This is a genomic window from Dyadobacter sp. LHD-138 (assembly GCF_030929615.1).
Taxonomy (GTDB): domain Bacteria; phylum Bacteroidota; class Bacteroidia; order Cytophagales; family Spirosomataceae; genus Dyadobacter.
In genome coordinates this window covers 131,819-150,502 of sequence record NZ_JAVFVU010000014.1, presented here as the reverse complement: position 1 = coordinate 150,502, position 18,684 = coordinate 131,819, and the positions used below count along the sequence as shown (strand labels likewise).

Annotated in this window: 9 protein-coding genes; 1 reads left to right on the top strand and 8 read right to left on the bottom strand. The window is 44.7% G+C overall.

What is annotated here, in order from left to right; all coding sequences use genetic code 11:
• The first annotated feature begins 231 nt into the window (after positions 1-231).
• Positions 232-5,319, top strand: a complete 5,088-nt coding sequence (locus RB622_RS12925) for a right-handed parallel beta-helix repeat-containing protein (protein WP_308046976.1) — start codon at positions 232-234, stop codon at positions 5,317-5,319.
• Between the two features lie 262 nt (positions 5,320-5,581).
• Here the strand turns inward: RB622_RS12925 and RB622_RS12920 are convergent, their stop codons facing one another.
• The 8 genes from RB622_RS12920 to RB622_RS12885 all read right to left on the bottom strand — a co-directional run bounded on the left by RB622_RS12920 (position 5,582) and on the right by RB622_RS12885 (position 18,634).
• A complete protein-coding gene (locus RB622_RS12920) occupies positions 5,582-6,010 on the bottom strand; it encodes a hypothetical protein (RefSeq protein ID WP_308046975.1) in 429 nt (142 codons plus the stop codon).
• 63 nt (positions 6,011-6,073) lie between these two features.
• The gene (locus RB622_RS12915; RefSeq protein ID WP_308046974.1) at positions 6,074-9,865 is read right to left on the bottom strand and encodes a metallophosphoesterase; all 3,792 of its coding nucleotides are present in this window, start codon (positions 9,863-9,865) and stop codon (positions 6,074-6,076) included.
• A 23-nt stretch (positions 9,866-9,888) separates the two neighbouring features.
• Positions 9,889-10,749, bottom strand: a complete 861-nt coding sequence (locus RB622_RS12910; RefSeq protein ID WP_308046973.1) for an SdiA-regulated domain-containing protein — start codon at positions 10,747-10,749, stop codon at positions 9,889-9,891.
• A 66-nt stretch (positions 10,750-10,815) separates the two neighbouring features.
• Positions 10,816-12,048: a Pycsar system effector family protein gene (locus tag RB622_RS12905; protein WP_308046972.1), complete on the bottom strand. Its 1,233-nt coding sequence runs from the start codon at positions 12,046-12,048 to the stop codon at positions 10,816-10,818.
• Between the two features lie 46 nt (positions 12,049-12,094).
• Positions 12,095-12,505 (bottom strand): hypothetical protein, encoded by a 411-nt coding sequence (locus RB622_RS12900; protein WP_308046971.1) that lies wholly within the window; start codon positions 12,503-12,505, stop codon positions 12,095-12,097.
• Positions 12,506-12,514: 9 nt separating this feature from the next.
• Positions 12,515-14,458, bottom strand: a complete 1,944-nt coding sequence (locus RB622_RS12895; RefSeq protein WP_308046970.1) for a GAF domain-containing protein — start codon at positions 14,456-14,458, stop codon at positions 12,515-12,517.
• A 198-nt stretch (positions 14,459-14,656) separates the two neighbouring features.
• Positions 14,657-15,943 (bottom strand): NAD(P)/FAD-dependent oxidoreductase, encoded by a 1,287-nt coding sequence (locus RB622_RS12890; RefSeq protein WP_308046969.1) that lies wholly within the window; start codon positions 15,941-15,943, stop codon positions 14,657-14,659.
• A 312-nt stretch (positions 15,944-16,255) separates the two neighbouring features.
• A complete protein-coding gene (locus RB622_RS12885; RefSeq protein ID WP_308046968.1) occupies positions 16,256-18,634 on the bottom strand; it encodes an ABC transporter permease in 2,379 nt (792 codons plus the stop codon).
• Positions 18,635-18,684: the final 50 nt, after the last annotated feature.

The following is an 18,684-nucleotide window of genomic DNA, read 5'->3' as shown; positions in this document are numbered from 1 at the left end:
ATTGGTTATTGCCCTAAATACGCTCTTTCTCAGTGAAATTTCCAGGAAAATAACCGGCATTATCTTTTCCCTAGGATTTTGCGGATAAAAGCTTGAACTTTAATTATTCGCGTAAAATGCAAACTTTCATTCCTCTATGTATCAAACTTTACTTCCTGTATGTATCCAACTTTACCTCCCACAAAAAGTAGGTGTTTCCTATTTTTTGTCCCCCTTCGGGCATCCGTTATATTGTTTCACCTGTTCTTTACAACCACTTTTTCAACCGGTACATTTGCTGCAAGATTTTATGTAAAGCCTGGCGGGACAGGTTCAGGCATATCCTGGTCCGCTGCAAGCAGTAATCTTCAGACTGTCATCAATGGTGCATCCAGCGGTGATGAAGTATGGGTAGCCGGGGGCACTTACCAGCTCGCGGCCGGGCAGTCATTTGCCATGAAAGAAGGGGTGAAAATTTATGGCGGCTTTGCAGGCACTGAGGTAAATCTTGCCGACCGGAATCTGATGATCACCGCCAATAAAAGCATCCTGCAAGGCAACGGTTCCAGCGTGATCACCAATAATAACAATCTGCTCACCAATGCCGCCCTTCTGGACGGATTCACCATTACCGGCGCTTCCAATACTGCTGGTATCGCCAATACTTCATGTTCGCCGAAACTGGTTAATTTGATCATCAGTGGAAATACCGCCGGAGGAATCTCCAATGAAATAGCCTCCCCGGTACTGATCAAATGTTACATCAGGGATAATACAGCACCGCAATTCGGTGGAGGGATGATCAATACAAACTCCTCGCCAATCCTGACTTATTGCGCGATCACTGGCAATTCAACGCAGCAGGGTGGAGGTATTTACAATTCGGCATCCTCTCCCATACTTACCAATTGTACGATTGGTGGCAATACCGGTACCGGTGGTATGAACAATGCCAGTAATTCTTTGCCCAAACTGCGGAACAGTATCATTTCCGGCAACAAAAGTGTTGTTGGTAATAGCAGTAACATCAGGAATGACTTTACGTCTGCAACAGCAGTTAAGTACAGCCTGGTACAGAACAGCCTTGTACCGGGGGACGACACGTCCAATCCAAATGATTTCAATATTCCGGGTGATGCCAGTGCGCTTTTTGTAGATCCCGCCGGAGGAGATTACCGTTTGCAACTTTGCAGCTTTGGTTTGAACAAGGGCAGCAATACCTATTTTGCAAGCGGCCAAACGCCCGATTTATCCGCTCTCACCACCGATCTGGATGGTAATCCCCAGTTTTATAACGACGGCGTGACAGACATGGGTGCTTATGAATACCAGGGTAACCCGCCAACAGGCATTGCGGGCGTTTCATTTGTGAAAGTGGGCGGAACGGGCTCAGGAGCAAACTGGGGGTGTGCGGCAGGGAATTTACAGGTTGCGATTACTTCTGCGTCAAGCGGTGAACAGGTATGGGTGGGTGGCGGCACCTACCAGCAAGCACGGGACAAATCTTTTATCATGAAGGAAGGGGTAAAAATCTATGGCAATTTCAAAGGTACAGAGCTAACACTTGCTGACCGGGATTTGAAGAGCACAGCTGATAAAAGCATCATGCAAGGGAACAATGCAATGGTCATCAGGAATGAAGGCCTGAACCTCACGACTGCTTCTTTGCTGGATGGGTTTACCGTCACCGGTAGCGTCTTCGGCCCTGCCATAGTCAATATCTCATCCTCTCCAATGCTGGCCAATCTGATCATCACGGGCAATAATGCGGCTGGGGCTGTCAGTAATCAGGGATCCTCTCCGGTGCTAATCAACTGTGCTATTATCGGCAACGGATCTACCGGCAATGGCATAGGCGTATATAATTCAGCATCCTCACCGGTACTTATCAATTGTACGATTGCCGGTAATACGGGGCTATCCAGTGCAGTTGGGGCGATCTACAATGCTGGTAATTCCTCTCCCGAATTACGTAACTGTATTGTTACCAACAACAAAAGAGGGACACTTTCGCTTGGTATATTTAGTGAGGCAGGCTCCACTACGATCATGAAGTATAGCCTGGTGTATGGAGAAAACAACCTCAATCCGAATGATCACAATTTTCCGGGTGATGCCGATCCCCTTTTTGTGGATGCCGCCGGAGGAAATTACCGGGTGCAGCTTTGCAGTCCGGCCGTCAACGGAGGCAGCAAAACCTATTATGCCAGTGGTCAAACCCCGGATGTATCCGCTTTCACGACCGATCTGGATGGCAATCTCCGTTTTTTCAGCAATGGTGCCGTGGACATGGGCGCCTATGAATATCAGGGCGATCCACTGGCGGGCGTGGCAGACATCTGGTATGTGAAAGCCGGCGGGACAGGGTCGGGAAAGAGTTGGGATTGCCCGATGGGCAGTTTAGAAATAGCGCTGAATGTTAGCAAAAGCGGGGAACAAATCTGGGTGGCAGGCGGTACCTACCAGCCAACACGTAATGCGTCGTTCAGTCTGAAAGAAGGGGTGAAAATCTACGGCAATTTCAAAGGAACAGAGCTAACATTTGCCGACCGGGATTTGTCGAAAACCGCGAATAAAAGCATCTTGCAGGGCAACAATGCAAGGGTAATCAGGAATAACGGCCTGAACCTTACGACAGCTGCTTTGCTGGATGGCTTTACGGTCACCGGTAGCGCCTTCGGTCCTGCCATAGACAACTTCTCGTCCTCTCCGATGCTGGCCAATGTTATCATCACCGGCAATTATTCAGGCGGGGCTGTATCTAACCAGGGATCTTCTCCGGTCCTGATCAACTGCGCTATTATCGACAATGCATCTCCCGCAAACGGCGCAGCCATATATAATTCGATATCCTCTCCTGTACTGATCAATTGCACGATTGCCGGGAATACAAACTCAGCGGCGGGCATTGGTGCTATCTACAATACGAACAGCTCTTCCGCGAAAATACGCAACAGCATTGTTTACGGTAATGAAGGCGGCATAGTCAACGAGTCAGGGTCCAGTACGGATATTCAGTACAGTCTGGTGCAGGGTTCAGCGAGCGATCCTGCTAATCATAACATTTCGGGTGATGCCGATCCGCTTTTTGAAGATGCTGCCAACGGTAATTATCAACTGAAACTTTGCAGTCCGGCCTTGAACAAAGCCAGCAACGGCTTTTATGCCAGTGGCCAGACACCCGATGTTTCCGCAGTCACAACGGATCTGCTTGGCAGCCCGCGCTTTTATAGCAACGGTGTAACAGATATGGGCACCTATGAATATCAGGGCAATCCCCCGCCCGTAGGTGTTGCAGGTGTTTCGTATATCAAAGCAGGTGCGACAGGCTCTGGAGCAAGCTGGGATTGTGCGGCGGGTAATGTGCAGGTGGCTATTAATTCTGCTACAGCCGGTCAGCAGGTCTGGGTAGCTCGCGGTACCTATCAGCCAGCGGGTGGCGGGTCGTACAGCATGAAGGAAGGTGTGAAAATTTACGGTGGTTTTACTGGCACAGAAGCGAGCCTGACTGAGAGAAACCTGACCATAACCTCTAATAAAAGTACCTTGCAAACAAACGGCGCCAGTGTTTTAATCAACAGTGGACTCACCCTCACAAGTGCCGCTGTATTGGACGGCTTTATCATCACAGGAGCTACAAACGCCCCTGCCATACAGAACCTCTCGGGGGCATCTCCAATGCTGGTTAATCTGGTCGTCATGGATAATCATTCTTTTGGAGGCATCTATATCAGCGCTTCCTCCCCGGCACTGATCAACTGCACCTTTACGGGCAATAGCTCCACATCCGATGGTGGCGGGGTACTAATTTCAGGTGGCTCGCCAACGCTGACCAACTGTTTAATTAGTAACAACACGGCTAACAATGGCGGGGGGATACTTATTTCCAATGCATCCGTGACATTGACCAATTGCACCATTGTCGGCAATACAGCTACGGGCCAGGGTGGAGGGATTTGTAATTATAGTAGTCTTTCCTCCAAACTGCGTAACAGCATTGTTTATGGTAACAATATTGAGAATTTCAATAATGCCACGCTGGCAATTCAGTACAGCCTGGTACAGGGAGAAAACAGCACAAATAACCACAATATTGCCGGTACTACCGATCCGCTTTTTGTCGGTGCAGGTAATTACCGGCTGCAGCCTTGCAGCCCATTGGTAAATAAAGGATATAATTTCTTCGCATCGGGTCAAATCCCCGACCTGACAGGCATTACCACTGACCTGGACAGCAAACCAAGAATCCGTGAAAATTTAGTAGACATGGGCGCTTATGAGTTTGGCGGAACCTCGCGTGAGCTGGCTGTTGATGGCAATGAAGCCTCCGCTACTGTTTCCGGAGATCTTATTCTGACGACCAATGGTTCAAATTGCAAGATCCTGGCCTATTTGTCGCCCAATGGTGGCGCACCGGTAAACGGTTCCGTCACGGCCAAGGTTTGGGTGGCAAACGCCCAGCCGGTAAACTTCCTAAAGAGACACTATCAGATTACACCCGCGACCAATGCCGCCAATGCCTCCGCCAGAGTAACCCTTTACTTTACGCAGCAGGAATTCACGGATTTCAATGTTGGGAATTCCACTAAGTTGCCGGTTAACGCCGCAGATACAGAAAATTACAAAGCGAACCTGCATATCGAAAAACGTTCCGGAGCGAGCAGCGATGGTTCAGGTTTGCCAGGTTCTTACACGGGCGCAATTGTGACCTTCAAACCTTCGGACGCTAACGGAAATGTAGTTTGGAACGCCGATGCCAACCGCTGGGAAGTAAGTTTTGATGTCACAGGTTTTAGCGGTTTTTTCATCAAAACCATTGAATCTGCTTTGCCGCTGCGTTTGATCAGTTTCACCGCCAGCAAAGAAACAGGAAGTAATTTGCTCCAATGGAGCACCGCCAGTGAAGTCAATACGGACTATTTTGAAGTTCAGAGTAGTGTCAACGCAAAAAGTTTTGGCAAAATAGCCCTCGTTTCGGCAGCCGGCAGCGGTGACCATCGGTACAGCTACAATGACCGGGCGGGTTACAGCGGCACGATCTATTACCGTCTGAAAATGTCGGACCGCGACGGGACTTTTACTTTCAGCAAGATCATTTCGCTAAAAAGTGTTCAAGAACTGGCGGGTATTTATCCAAATCCGGCGGGAGAATCTGTCACGCTCCAGGTAAACGATGTTTTGCTTAAAAGCACTGCGATCTTATACGACCTCTCAGGACGGCAGATTCAAAGTATTGTCATAATCAGCAAACAGCAGCAAATCAATACCAGATCATTGGCGAGTGGATTGTACTTTTTGAAATTTGCAGACGGGACGGCAAAAAGGTTTGTGAAAGACTAACAAACCTATCCCACACTGTCATCTTGCAAAGAATTGGTTATATCATGTCTTTGAATTGAGATTATAGCAACCACGAAATCAAGTAAACTTTTGAGGAACAGTACTTGTAAAAATCCCCTCGCTTTGCAACCGTAAAATCCAATTGCAAAGTGAGGGGATTTTGCAGTAAGCGACGAGAAAATATGCCTCCAAAACCGATAACGCATTGGAGCTATAAAACTCTTGAAATAATTCAGCGCCAGTGAGGTTTACAAAATTCACTTCATCGTTGTTTATTCCGTAACAGACTTTGGATAACGTTAATGATCAACGCAAACTGACCTAAAACAAAAGCCGAAACAGCCGCTAATACGGTCATTGATACGATTTCCCAAAGGGCCAAATCGTCCGAAAGGTTGTTAAAAAAAGGAACCGTCAGCAGGATAACCGATGAAAAAACAGTCATTGCGTAATGAACAAGACTAAGGTTTGCGCTTACATATTTACCTATTTTGTTTAAAGTCAGATAAACCAGGGCAGATACTTCCATGGTGCCGCAGGCATAAACAGCGATTATTTTCTGAGAAGCAATAAAATACGTGTCGTAAAATTGAATTTCCAAGACCGATTTCATGAACAACCCAACGACAATCACAATGATACCGGTACAGGCAAATAACAAAGGTATGTTCAACCGAATTTGACTTCTCATTGTGATATACCGTTATGGTCAAAAAATTACATTCCCTGAATAGTCTGATCAATCATGTACTTACTAAAACCAAAACCCAACCTGGAACGCGATTCTTGGTTTTTCTTCTTTCTTTTCCTTTGGAATAAATGCGCCAACTGACAAAGTCAGGATATCCACCGGAGCGATCCAAATGCCACCTCCGTAGCTGTAATGCCAGTTTTTGCTGACATCATTCTCCTGCCACACACGCCCATAATCGAAACTTCCAAAAAGACCATAAGTGAGCGGAAGTGTCGGATTTACAGAACTCCCCAGGCGCGCGCGCAGATCCGTAGCATGCCATAAACTGCTCTTTCCGTAAAAACGCTGGGTTCGATAACCCCGTAGCCCCTGATTGCCTCCGATTGTCGGCATTTGGAAAAACTCATATCCCTTACCAAAATTCAAACCGGTCCCGATCTGGGAAGCCAGGATAAGATTCTCCTTCCGGTCCAGGCTGATGAAAAATGCCAGCTGTGCTTTCAGGCCGGCAAAATGCTTATCTTCTCTCAGATTCTTTGTAAAATTAAGTCCTGAATTAAAGCGAATACCGGAATGCGGCGCGAAAATATTATCCACGCTGCTGAAATTAAACAGCATCTGTCCGCCGCTGTAATATTTGGTTTTAAAAATATCATCCGGTAACTGATTGTTATCACTTGTAATAAACCTTCCGGCCGTTGATGCTACATCCGAAATCTCAAATAAAGGCCCCAGGGTTACAAATCCGCTATTACCAGCAAATTTTTTTTTAATGGCTGGATACACATGGAAAGAACGCTGGCGCACCCGATAAAAATTAGGATTATCAACAGGCCTTTCCGATGTATTGCCAAGTCCGGCATAGTTAAACGCATACGCCGGACCATGATAGTACGTATCCAGATAAAAATCCAGACTTTTAAACGCATTCAGAAAATCTCCGGTATAATTCAGTTTTACAGCCTTGGTGGCAAATGAATAACTGCCACCAAAGTGCTGAAAAGAGGCATAAGGTTCTTTCTTAAACCCATATTTGATCATATTGAAATTCGCTCCAACCAAAACGCCGTCATCCGGGTTAAAACCAATAATCGGTAGCGGAATGGTTATGTCATAATCACTTTCGGCGCTGCGACGATCATAGATATTGTATCGGTAAAGGCTCGTGCGTTTATCTTTGGTTTCGCCACCGGCGTTGATGGTATTCTTGCCAAAGTCGTCATAAACGATGGTTTTCTTTCCGCCATGATGTACTCTGGAACTGTCTGTGAACACGTCCTTCCCGGTCCCTCCGATCAGCCTCACTTTGATACCTTTTTCCACGTCGCCCCGCACAACAAATTCGTCCTCATTTCCGTTGCCGTAAACATTGATAACTTTTGTCACCGCATGATCAAAAACACGCTGATAATTCTGTTGTTTGATCTGGCCTTTTTTACCCAATCCGGAAACCGTTACGCGTGTATGCTGGTCATCGATTCGTTCAATTTCAAAACGTTCCTCCTCTTCTGTCCCAATAACATTTACAGATTGCCCTAAAAATTCATAATGTTTTCTGGCAAGTTCCCGCAGATTATCACGTCTCGTTTTGATACTTTTAATCATATACGCAGCAGACATCTCCCTGGCCTTTTCAGGCCAGTCAGAGAACGCTCCTTCAATCATCTGATCCGTCAGATTTGTCTGTACAAAGCGGATCTGCTCCTCCCATTGTTTCCAGTCAAGCCCGTTCAGGAAAGTACGGTCAAACAACCGCGCGCTCCATGTCGTCCACTTCATATTGGGAACCTCAGGACCATACACCTGCAACTGGCGTAAAAATGGCATGGTAAGTCTGGCTACATTGGTGACCAAACCATCATATTTAGAAAAGGCCTGATCGCGATCACGGGGAATCGGGCGATAAAGATTTGATCCATCCGGCTGTTTGATAGAAGCCCATGTCCACTGATCGTCGTGCCGGTCCCAGTCGCCGGTTATCAAATCCAGAAAGCGGGTTTTTAACGCCCATTTTTCATCGACTTTATCCTTATCGCTTTCTAAAATCTTTTCCAACAGATCAGGCGTACTGATAATTTTATCGGCATTCCCAAAATAAGGAGCTTCCTTCCACCGCTTCCCGTCCGGTCTTTCCTCAACCAAACTCAGGCTGCCCCCAAAAATCTGGTTAAAAACACCAAGACCGGGCTGGGCCGGGACATAATAAATTTGGGGGTTTGTATGATAAACCTGAATGGCGTCAGCCAGTTTCGGGAAAGTTAAAGGCGCAAACGGATGTGTCGAAAGAAAGTTCTCCTGGGCCAAAAACTGCGCCGCCATCATTTTATTGAACGGATAAGGCAGAAACCGACTGACATCTTTGGTCATATCCCGAAATACATATTCCTTCCCATCCGCACCTCGAACACGCAGCGAATTGGTTTGATTACCTCCGCCTTGCTTAACCGGTACAACGCCGCCTTTAAAAGTAGCCAGATCAAGTACCGGGAAAGGGTATTTTTCCATGTAAAGATCTCGGTGGTGCGCACCGAACAAGAAATTATGAAAACCATTAACAGGTTTAATCTCGTTTCTCAAAACAAACTGTCTGGAGCTGTCAGCATGCTGTTCGTATTCTTTGTATGCAACCGTCGGCTCAGCCGTTGCCACTGGCAATTTATCCTTGATCTTCTTCTGAAAAACGATCCTGGCAGAACGCCCGTCCGCATCTACCTCCCAATATTGAACCCAGGTTTCTCCACCCTCATAAAAAGACAAAGTACTATATCCCAAAGCGGTAGAGGCAAACTCAGAGCCCTTCCCCATGCCGATCGGGCTATTCTTTGACCCACTCCCGCTCACGACAAAATCCTGACCATCATTTTCTATAAACTGCAACGCGTGTTCATGACCGCTCGCAAAGATAAAATTGCCGTTTTTTCGCGCAGCGGCCAATATTCCGTCGCGCATATCCTTGTAAAGTTTGTTGTGTGTATCCTGACGGGAGCCAACAGTGCCCCGAAAAATAGCACTTAAACTTCCGATACCCGGCAGCGGAATGTACAAATTCGGGTTCATTTCGGTAAGCGGGAAAATGTGCTGCTTAATGGTGAACTTTCCACCGTGGGGGCCGTAGGTATACGGCGGATGGTGCATCGCAATGACCACATTCTTATTGCGGTATTTTCTAATAATATTTTCAAAGACAAAATTGAAAGTAGCGCGATTTTTGATCTCGCAGCCATCGTTAATCTTGCTGTCTTTATCCCAGTCAGTCAGCCACCATTGTGAATCGACTGCAATCACGACCACATTGTCGTTCAGCTCAATTACTTCCGGTCCTGAACATCCATCCTGGGGCAGGAAGTAATTTTCCCATTCCTCCTTATTAGGCTTTCCCCGTCGGATGTTCAGATAGGACTGGATGAAAGCCTCCTGTCTTTTCAGCCCTTTTCTACCCCAACCCCGCCAGTCATGATTTCCCGGAATAAAAAACGGCCTTCCCTGAAAATCGTTAAGGGTTTCCAGTTGTGAGGTGATCCGATATTCCGCAACCTTTCTCTTAGCCGAATCCTCAGCAGGCGGCATGCCATATTCATAAATATTATCCCCTAAAAATAGCGCTGAGCTGTTTTTAGATTCTTTGGCAAGTTTGTCTTTCAAATAGAGAAGTACCGGCGCCTTATGCTCAGGCGAGTCATTGCCGGCGTCGCCGATCAGATACATGGTGTGTTTCAGCACCAGTCCGGGAGCGGGAGTGTTTTGCTCCCATCCTTTTGCTTCCTTCGAATATTGCAATTTTTTATAACTCGAACAGGAAGAAGAAATTACAATGACTACCGCGACGACTAGCGAGTAAATATTTATTTTCATAACAAAATTTCAGGAATGTCTTTCTATTTTCCCAACTTTACAAATTTCAAAATATTCCCCTCGGCGAAATCGTCGCCCTCATTTGAAATGTATAAATTCCCCGAAGTGTCAAACGCAATTCCCTCTGGCTGGACAAATGTATTCCCATTAAGCGGAACCGCCTGTTGAACTTTCCAGTTGCTGTCTGTGACAACGAGCAGTTTGTTTACGGCCGAGATGATATACCAGTCTTTTGTGACCGGATTTTGTGCCAATCCCGATGGCCGGAACCCTCTTTCTACCTTTCCCGTAAGCGCCTTTATTTCTTTTACATTAATCTGGAAAGTCCGGTGTACGGCCGAGCTATCGCCCAGGTGAAATGCATAACCGGTTACACTTTTTTTAGAATCATCCTGCGGACAATTTTTACAAAGTACATAAAGGCTATCCGTTTGTTCATTGGCATAAACGCCCTCGTACTCCGCTTTTGGAAGGATTTTTTTCCACTCCTGCACGCTATCAGCCTCAGGAAAAATAGCCTCGCTCATAGGAAAGGAGTATAACGTACCATTGCTCTTTAAAATGACAACACGGTCATTGGCAATCGTCAGATCCTCGTAATCTCCCTTCTTGCCGAATTTACTATTGCGTTGTTTTTTCACACCCCATCCCAAACGGAACAATCTTCCTTCTTCATCCTGAACCGCATAAACCGTGTCACTATTCCCCCTGTTAAAAGTTATGCCCGAAATCTCAAAAAGACTTTCAGGCATAAAAAATTTTTCGGGCGCTTCCAGATTATAATTTTTGAGCGTTTGCTCGTTTTCATGCGAATTGGTACAAGCGGAGCCAATAGCAGCCAACGCAAAAAATACCCCAAACAACTTCTTAACAGGATAATTCATGTGAATTCAGTTTCTGTTATCTTGTATTTTAGTGTAAAAATTTCCTATATATCTTCTGGATTAAAATTACTTCCCGAAAAACATCGAAGCGATGACAAAAGAGACAACAGATGCCACGATCCCAAACATAAAAACGTTGTAACCCACTCTTAACAAGCGATATTTTCTCCCTAAAACCACACCTTGTGAATATACGTCCTTGGTAAGACTTCCGTATAAAAAGTCCCGGTCGTTCATCATCGCCTGCATCCCTGACGCATACGCTTCGTAGTTCATCCGGTAAAAATTACCAAAGAAAAGAAGATTCACTTTTTTGTCCGTGATATCCTGTTCGCTGAAAGTTCCCTGCGGGATAGTAGGACGCGTGGCAAGAATTGAAAAAACCATCGTAATCACGCAAATTGTTAACAACAAAATCGTTGGAAATATCAGATAGGCATTGTCTTCCAATTTCCGCAACAGAATACTGAGCAAAACTGAAATAATGATCGACGTGGTCGTGATCATGATATGTGCCTTATTATCAGCCATATCACTCAGCCGCTGATGGTTATTGGAACTGATCCGGAACATCGTCTCAATTCCTTTGTCGGGTCGGTCTGTCTTTGGCTTTTTTACATCCTGTATCTCAGGTTCTGGTGCCATATTTTTCGTATCTACATATTTAAGCAGGTTAATCGGAGGCTCTTCCTCCTTTATCTTTTCGGTATCTTTTTCCCTTAACTTTTGCAGATTTTCACTTTTTTTATCATTCAGTAAATTCTGGCAATAATCGGTTTGATAGATATGCTCTTCCAATAATTTAATGGTACTTTTCCGCCATTCGCTCTTATCGATTTTAATCCCCTGCCGTTTCTCGACTTCCTTTCGCATCAGCTTGTTCCGTTCGGCAAAAAGCGCTGATCCAAAATGATACAAATCTGCATCACAAACAATCTGTTCAAGAAAACTGGCAGGTTTTTGGGGAATAACTGTTGCCAGAATACACCCCTGCACCGCACTGATCAGTTCTTCGTTAACCTCATACTCTGCCAGATACGCTTTCACCATTTCCGCACCACGCTGCTCATGCCCCACATTTTCGCCGGCCAGGTAGCCAATATCATGAAACCACGCGGCAGTCACGACAATAAACATGTCCTTTTCGTGCAGCTGATAATGCTCCGCAATTTTGGCTGCGTGATCCGCAACCTCCTGGGTATGTGCTACATTATGATAAATTAACGTCTCTCCTTGCTGTGTTTTAAAGGAATGAACGACGTGATGTTTAACATGTTCCAGGAGTTTGGTATAATTCATACAATCTTTAAAATTATGACTTAACAGAGAAAACAAAGCGATTTACCTACTTCCACTCCCCTTCCAGATTTACCCCTACGCGCAGGGCTTTCAAACCGGCAACACCCTGTAATTCTTCCAGTTCCAGAAATTCCAGGTCATTTTTCAGTGTATTTTTTTCCTGAAGGTACTTTATATAATTAATATATTCCTCAGCCGACTTCGAATTAAAGTATACGAGCGCTATTTTCCCCGGTTGCGTCAAACGCTCTCCTGTTTCCTTCACATGCACCTTATCGATACGTTTTTTGATCACATGATACCGGATATTATAAGATCCTTCCACGTCGAAACGTCTTTCGTCATCACGGAAACTGATATCAATGCTGCCCGAATTGATAAAAATAAGCTGGGTGGTCTGCAAAGGTTTTTCCATTTGCGGAATCAGCTCATGGGTAATTCTGGCAATGGCCGCCATGGAAGTAAGCTACCACAATCTTATATTATTAAGATACAGCAGGTTAAATGTTTTTTCCGGAACTATTGCCTGACCGATGTAAATATCATATTCTACACCATCTGTCCTGAATTTTTCAAAATAACATGGATAGGTCTGCTGAATTTCGTTCTTAAAAAGTTCGAGATAGAGATTAACCGCGGCGTTAATTTTCTGCATGGCACTTTCCAGCGAATTCCGGTTAGCGAAAGCGATTCCACTTTCCTTGTCTACCAACTGGTAATAAGCGTTGATACTTTCCCCCAGCCTTCCTTTACTTTCCCTGAAATGGTGCAGAAACGGATACACGTCATATTCCAGAAAATCCATCACCTTCATCTCATCACTATCTGTCGACTGGCCTGAAATTTGTGCCATCCATTTTTTGCACTTGAAGATCACTTCATCGGCAAGCCCCAGGCCTACATCTTCCTTAATATGCGTCAAAACTTTAATCAGAGACTCAAACTGCACTTCCAGGTCTGCATGCAACGCCTCATTCCGCTCCACAGTAGAATTACGGATATCAATGGCACCATACAGCGGGTACACATCTTTAAAATGGATATTTTCAATTGGTTTTTTCGGAAGCTGCATCGCATTATCGCGAATGTAATGCCAGGCTACTTCCTTGAATTTCCACTGAACGGCAGGCTGAAGCGAAGTGAATTTTTCCTTGACTACGTTTTCGATCCTGGCCTCAAATTCGTTAATATTATTCTGAAGCAACTGCCCGATCAGCGGGACTGCCGGTTCCAGTTTCGCAAGCAGCTTTTCATCCAGCAAATCTTTGATTTTAGTATAAACCTCCAAAACGCCAACCAACCGGCTATTGTTGTAAACCGGTACCAACGCGTAAGAAGCTACGCCGTTACTCTCAAGGGTTGAGAGAAAACCCTTACGCTTATCCGAATCAGCGGTATTTCTATAAAAAAGAACCTCCGGATTTTTGAAATACTCGTCGGCAAGCTGCATAAATTCATCCAAATCCAGCCCCTTTTCAACAGAGGTTTGGACCAAAGCGCTGTGTGTACAGATCTCGTCATTAAACACCAGCTTTTCATTAACCCTGAGTTCGGGCAGCAGACCAAATTTGATATCCCGACTGCCTACAAGCAAATTCAGCGAAGAAATGATCTGGTCATAATACCCCTGCACATTGTCCACGGCCGGATTGAGTATAATATTTTTGATATTTTCAACCGCCTGGTCCGCAGTAACATCGGTCAACGTAATCACTGTGAAACCTTCAAATTTGAACATTGAAAACGGCAGCAGTTTGAACAAAACCGTCCAGTCAAAATCCTCCTTAGTGTTCCTTTTAACCGTTTCAAAATTGATTTCCGGAAGCGGTCCTTTTGCCGTAACCTCCACATAATCCGAACCGATATTTAACCTGTAATACCTTGAAAGGCAAGTATTTTCATCCCGGATCGAAATAACAAGCGCATCGCTGTGAAAAGTCGAGATGTTGTAGAATTTTTCAAGCAAAAATGAATAAATCATCTGTGCTTTCTGCTTCTTCTCGATCGTGATATCAATCTCTCTTAACAAGTCACATTTCACAACGCCGGTACTTTTATCAGAAAGCAGTTCCTGAAAAGCACTCGTTTCATAAAACACGGTTTGCGAAAGCGGTACACTAAGCGCCCAGAGGGTTTCATTTTCATCAGCGATGACCGGCACCAGCATATTATAAACCAGGCCAAGCTGCTCCTGAAACTCTGGAATTTCTTCTAACCTGATATCCTCTAAAAACCTCGGATCGGCTGTAAACCTTTCCAATACAAATTCAAAAAACTTTTTCTTGACAGTGGTTTCCTTCGAAATTCTCTCTTTTATATAACCAACAAATTTCCTAAAGGATAATGATACATCCATATGCTCCATTCCTGGTAGAACGTGTCGCGATATATCAAGAATGGTCTCCTTCATCTCTAAATTATTTCAGTGGAATCACTTATTTCTCTTGATACTTTTGTTTGGGCAAAATACCAAAACAAAAGTATCAAACGCGATCAGAAAAACATTTCTTCTTTTATGATTATAACAAGAAATAACATCATCTAAATCAGCCAAAGATCAGAAGACAAGATACCCTGATCACTGTGACTGATTCAACAATAAACAAAGCTATTGAATTCCTTTTTCCGTCTCACTTTTATTTTGTCTGGACGGTTTAATAATCATACGAAGGGATTGATCCCGGGTAAAATAGGCAATGGTCCAGTTGTAGAACGTACGGACTCTGTTTCTATGAGTGATCAGCGAGAGCAAGTGAATGAACAACCAGATCAGCCAGGCAAAGAAACCATTCATGTGCAGCTTTGGCGATGGCAAATCCACCACAGCCTTATTTCTCCCGATGATGGCCATGGATCCCTTATCCAAATAGCCAAACGATTTCAGCGGTTGTCCTGCTGCAATACGCTCGAAATTTTTTGCCAGCAATTTTCCCTGCTGAATCGCAACCTGTGCAACCTGCGGATGCCCGCCCGTGAAATTCGGGTCGGTCTGCCGAATACAGGTGTCCCCGATGGCGTAAATATTATCAACACCCTGAACCTTGTTATGTTCGTCCACGATCATCCTTCTGCCACGTCCATAACTTTCTGTCGGAATTCCTTCAAAAATTTTGGCAGTAACACCTGCTGCCCAGATCAGGTTTTTTGTCTCAATTACCTCACCGTTGTCAAAAATCACCTGATCCCCGACATAGTCTTTTACATGGCAATTGAGCTTGATCTTCACACCCAGCCGTCTCAAATCATCATAGGTATTTTTCTGCGATTGCTCGCTCATTGGAGAAAGCAACGCATGACCTCCGTCTACCAGATAAATTTCACTTCCCTTTCCCGCCAGTTCGGGATATTCCTTCCTCAATATACCATTTCTCATTTCAGCAAACATGCCCGACACCTCAACGCCGGTCGGGCCACCGCCTGCGATGACAATCGTCAACAATTTCTTGGTCAGCTCGGGATCCGTACAAATAGACGCCTGTTCCATTTGCTGCAATAATTTATTGCGCATTTCAATCGCATCGTCCAGCGTTTTCATAGGTATGGCGTTTGCCTTCACATTTTCCATTCCGAAATAATTGGTTTCTGCACCAGTTGCAAACACCAGGTAGTCATAATCCAGCACGCCATTGGAAAGCACGATTTTCTTCTCAGCGGGAATCACCTTTTTCAGTTCACCCAAACGGAAATGAAGATTATTTTTTCCAGAAAACAATTTCCGGAATGGATAACTGATACTGGATGGTTCTAAAAAAGCTGTGGCTACCTGATATATCAGCGGCGGAAAAAAATTGTAATTGTTTTTGTCGACAAGTACTATCTCAAACGAATCTTTGTTGGCAAGTGAAAGCGCAAAATTAATTCCCGCAAATCCACCCCCTATAATCACTACCTTCATTATAAAACTATTTTAATGTAAACAATCCGGTAACGTGTATCGTTTCTAATGGTCTCCGGATAATCAGGGCGAAAGGAAATATTATACAGACGTTATGTCAAAATACTATTTCAGCCCGAAAAAGACACAACAGTCCCGGTGATAAACGAAGATAATAAAAGAAAGGAGTATCAGGAAAATTTTCGCATAAGGTAGATCGTACCAGCACAGGCAACCATCCGTGTGGTAATATTCCGAATATTGTCAGATTGCCTGTTTCTCGAAGGACTGTCAGGATCTCCGTTTATTCCAGAATCCCTTGGCCGCCTATATTTATTCGCTTTTCAAGCTCTTTATCGGGTCCATCAGCGCTGCTTTCACGGCCTGGTAGCCAACTGTTAGCAATGTCAGCAAAGCAACGGAAATCGTTGCAAAAACAAACACTTCGATACCGATGTCCACACGATAAGCAAACGCATGCAGCCATCGATTCATCGCCCAGCCAATGATTGGAAACGCGATCAACAGGGCAATCAGTACCAATTTTAGAAAATCCATCGACAACATCAGGGTAACGTTCATAACCGTTGCTCCCGAGACTTTCCGTATACCAATTTCCTTTTGCCTTCTTTGTGCCGTAAAAGCGGCAAGACCAAACAGGCCGAGACAGGAGATCAGGATGGCCAGACCGGCAAAGTACTGTGACAAAACCCCAATTCTAAGCTCAGAGGCATAGAGTGCTTTATAGTTTTCGTCCAAAAACTGGTAGTCAAAAACCAGTCCCGGATTGTACTGCTGAAATAGTTTTTGAATCTGGGCCACCGTCTGTTTTTCAGTACCGGCAGTTATCTTGACCATGACGTTGGGCATGACCGGATAAGCCTGAAAGAAGCATGGTTTTACTGTTTCGTACAAAGACTCAAAATTAAAATTTGCCACGACACCAACAATCTGCCTTTCCTGCCCCCAGAATTTTACCGTTTTGCCAATAGGATCCCGAAGTCCCATGCTTTTGATGGCGGCTTCGTTAAATACAATTTCTTTATAAGCACCTGGGTTTTGTGAGAAGCTCCGTCCTTCTTTCAATTTCATGCCAAGTGTTTCGATGAAATTATACCCAACTTCAAGATTCGAGAATTCAATGTTGGTACCGGCTGTTTTCCCCGGCCATTCAAATCCGGAAATAGCACCGTGGGACCCCGTAAGATTATGATAATAACTGGACGCATTTTTAACGCCCGGAATGGCACTGATTTCACTCAGAAATGTCTCAGCATTTTTCAGTTTTACAGAATCCATTTCGAGTGGAATTTCAAAATGAATGATATTATCCCGGTTATAACCAAGATTTTTGGTTTGAATGTAGTCGATCTGCTTGTAAACCACCAGAACAGACACAATAAATATCACCGAGACGACAAATTGAAATACTACCAGTCCTTGTCGTACCCAAATTTCCCCGGCAGAAGTTTTGAGCTTTCCTTTCAATACCGTCGCCGGCGTAAAACCGGATAAGTACAAAGCGGGATAACTGCCTGCAACAAGACCAGTCAATATGGTTATTCCGAGAATGACAGTTATCAATGTACCGTCAAAATGGAGAGCAATCTGCTTTCCTGTAACTGCATTAAACTGCGGTAGTAAAAGAAACAGCATCAGTACTGCAACTGCCAGAGAAAGAAATGCCATAAGCAAAGATTCGCCCAGGTATTGAAAAACAAGTGTACTCCTAAGTGCCCCCACCACTTTCTTGATACCTACCTCTTTGATCCTCCCCGAGGCTTTGGCCGTGGACAGATTCATAAAATTAATACAGGCAATGAGGAGAATAAAAATCCCGATCGCAGAAAAAAGTCTGACATAAGTGATTCTTCCACCTGCTTCAACCCCATTTTCAAACTGGCCGTGGAGATATTTATCCGAGTACTTAATGGTAAACAGCTGTGTGGCAAGTGTTTTGTCTTTTGATTTGAGATAATTTTTGATCTTGGTATTGAATTTATCAATCTCAGTTCCCTTTTTCAGGATCAAAAATGTGCTTGGGTCGCTGTTCCCCCAGACTTTCATACCCGGCCTTTTTTCAACAAACTGTTCAAAATTAAAAAGCACGTCAAACTGGTTGGTGGCGTTGACCGGATTGTTTTGAAAAACAGCGCCAACGTTGTATGAGCCGCTCATCTCACCCTCGTCCCATTTTATTGTTTTTCCAATAATGTCATGGGTTGTATGGAACAATTTTATCGCCAGTTCCTCTGAAATCCCGATCGTTTGTCTGTCGGCAAAAAGGTTCTTTCTTTCTCCCTGTATCAGTGGACAGGTAAATACTTCGAAATAATCTTTACCAACAAATTGACCTGCCGCTTTCAAATGTGTAGCCCCGAATGAAATTACGCCCTTATTGGAAAACCACGATGCCGGAACCACCGAAACCGCGTGCTCTACTTCCGGCATTTCAGAGGCTAGTGCGTCGGCTAGAACACCGGGTGTATTGTCGATGGTTTTGATGCCGTTGTCGTTGCTGTGATTGGCCATCACCTGATAAAGCTGGCTGTCTTTTTCATGGACCTTGTCGACCTGCAACTCGTCATTTACCCATAAGTAAATCAAAAGCGTACACACCAGGCCCGTTGATAGACCTGCGAGGTTGAAGAGCGTGAACTGGCGTTCTTTTAGGAGATTTCGCCAGGCGATTTTTAGATAGTTTTGGATCATGGCTGGTGGGGTTATCTTTGTGTTTGTTGGGATCTGTCAAACTATGGATT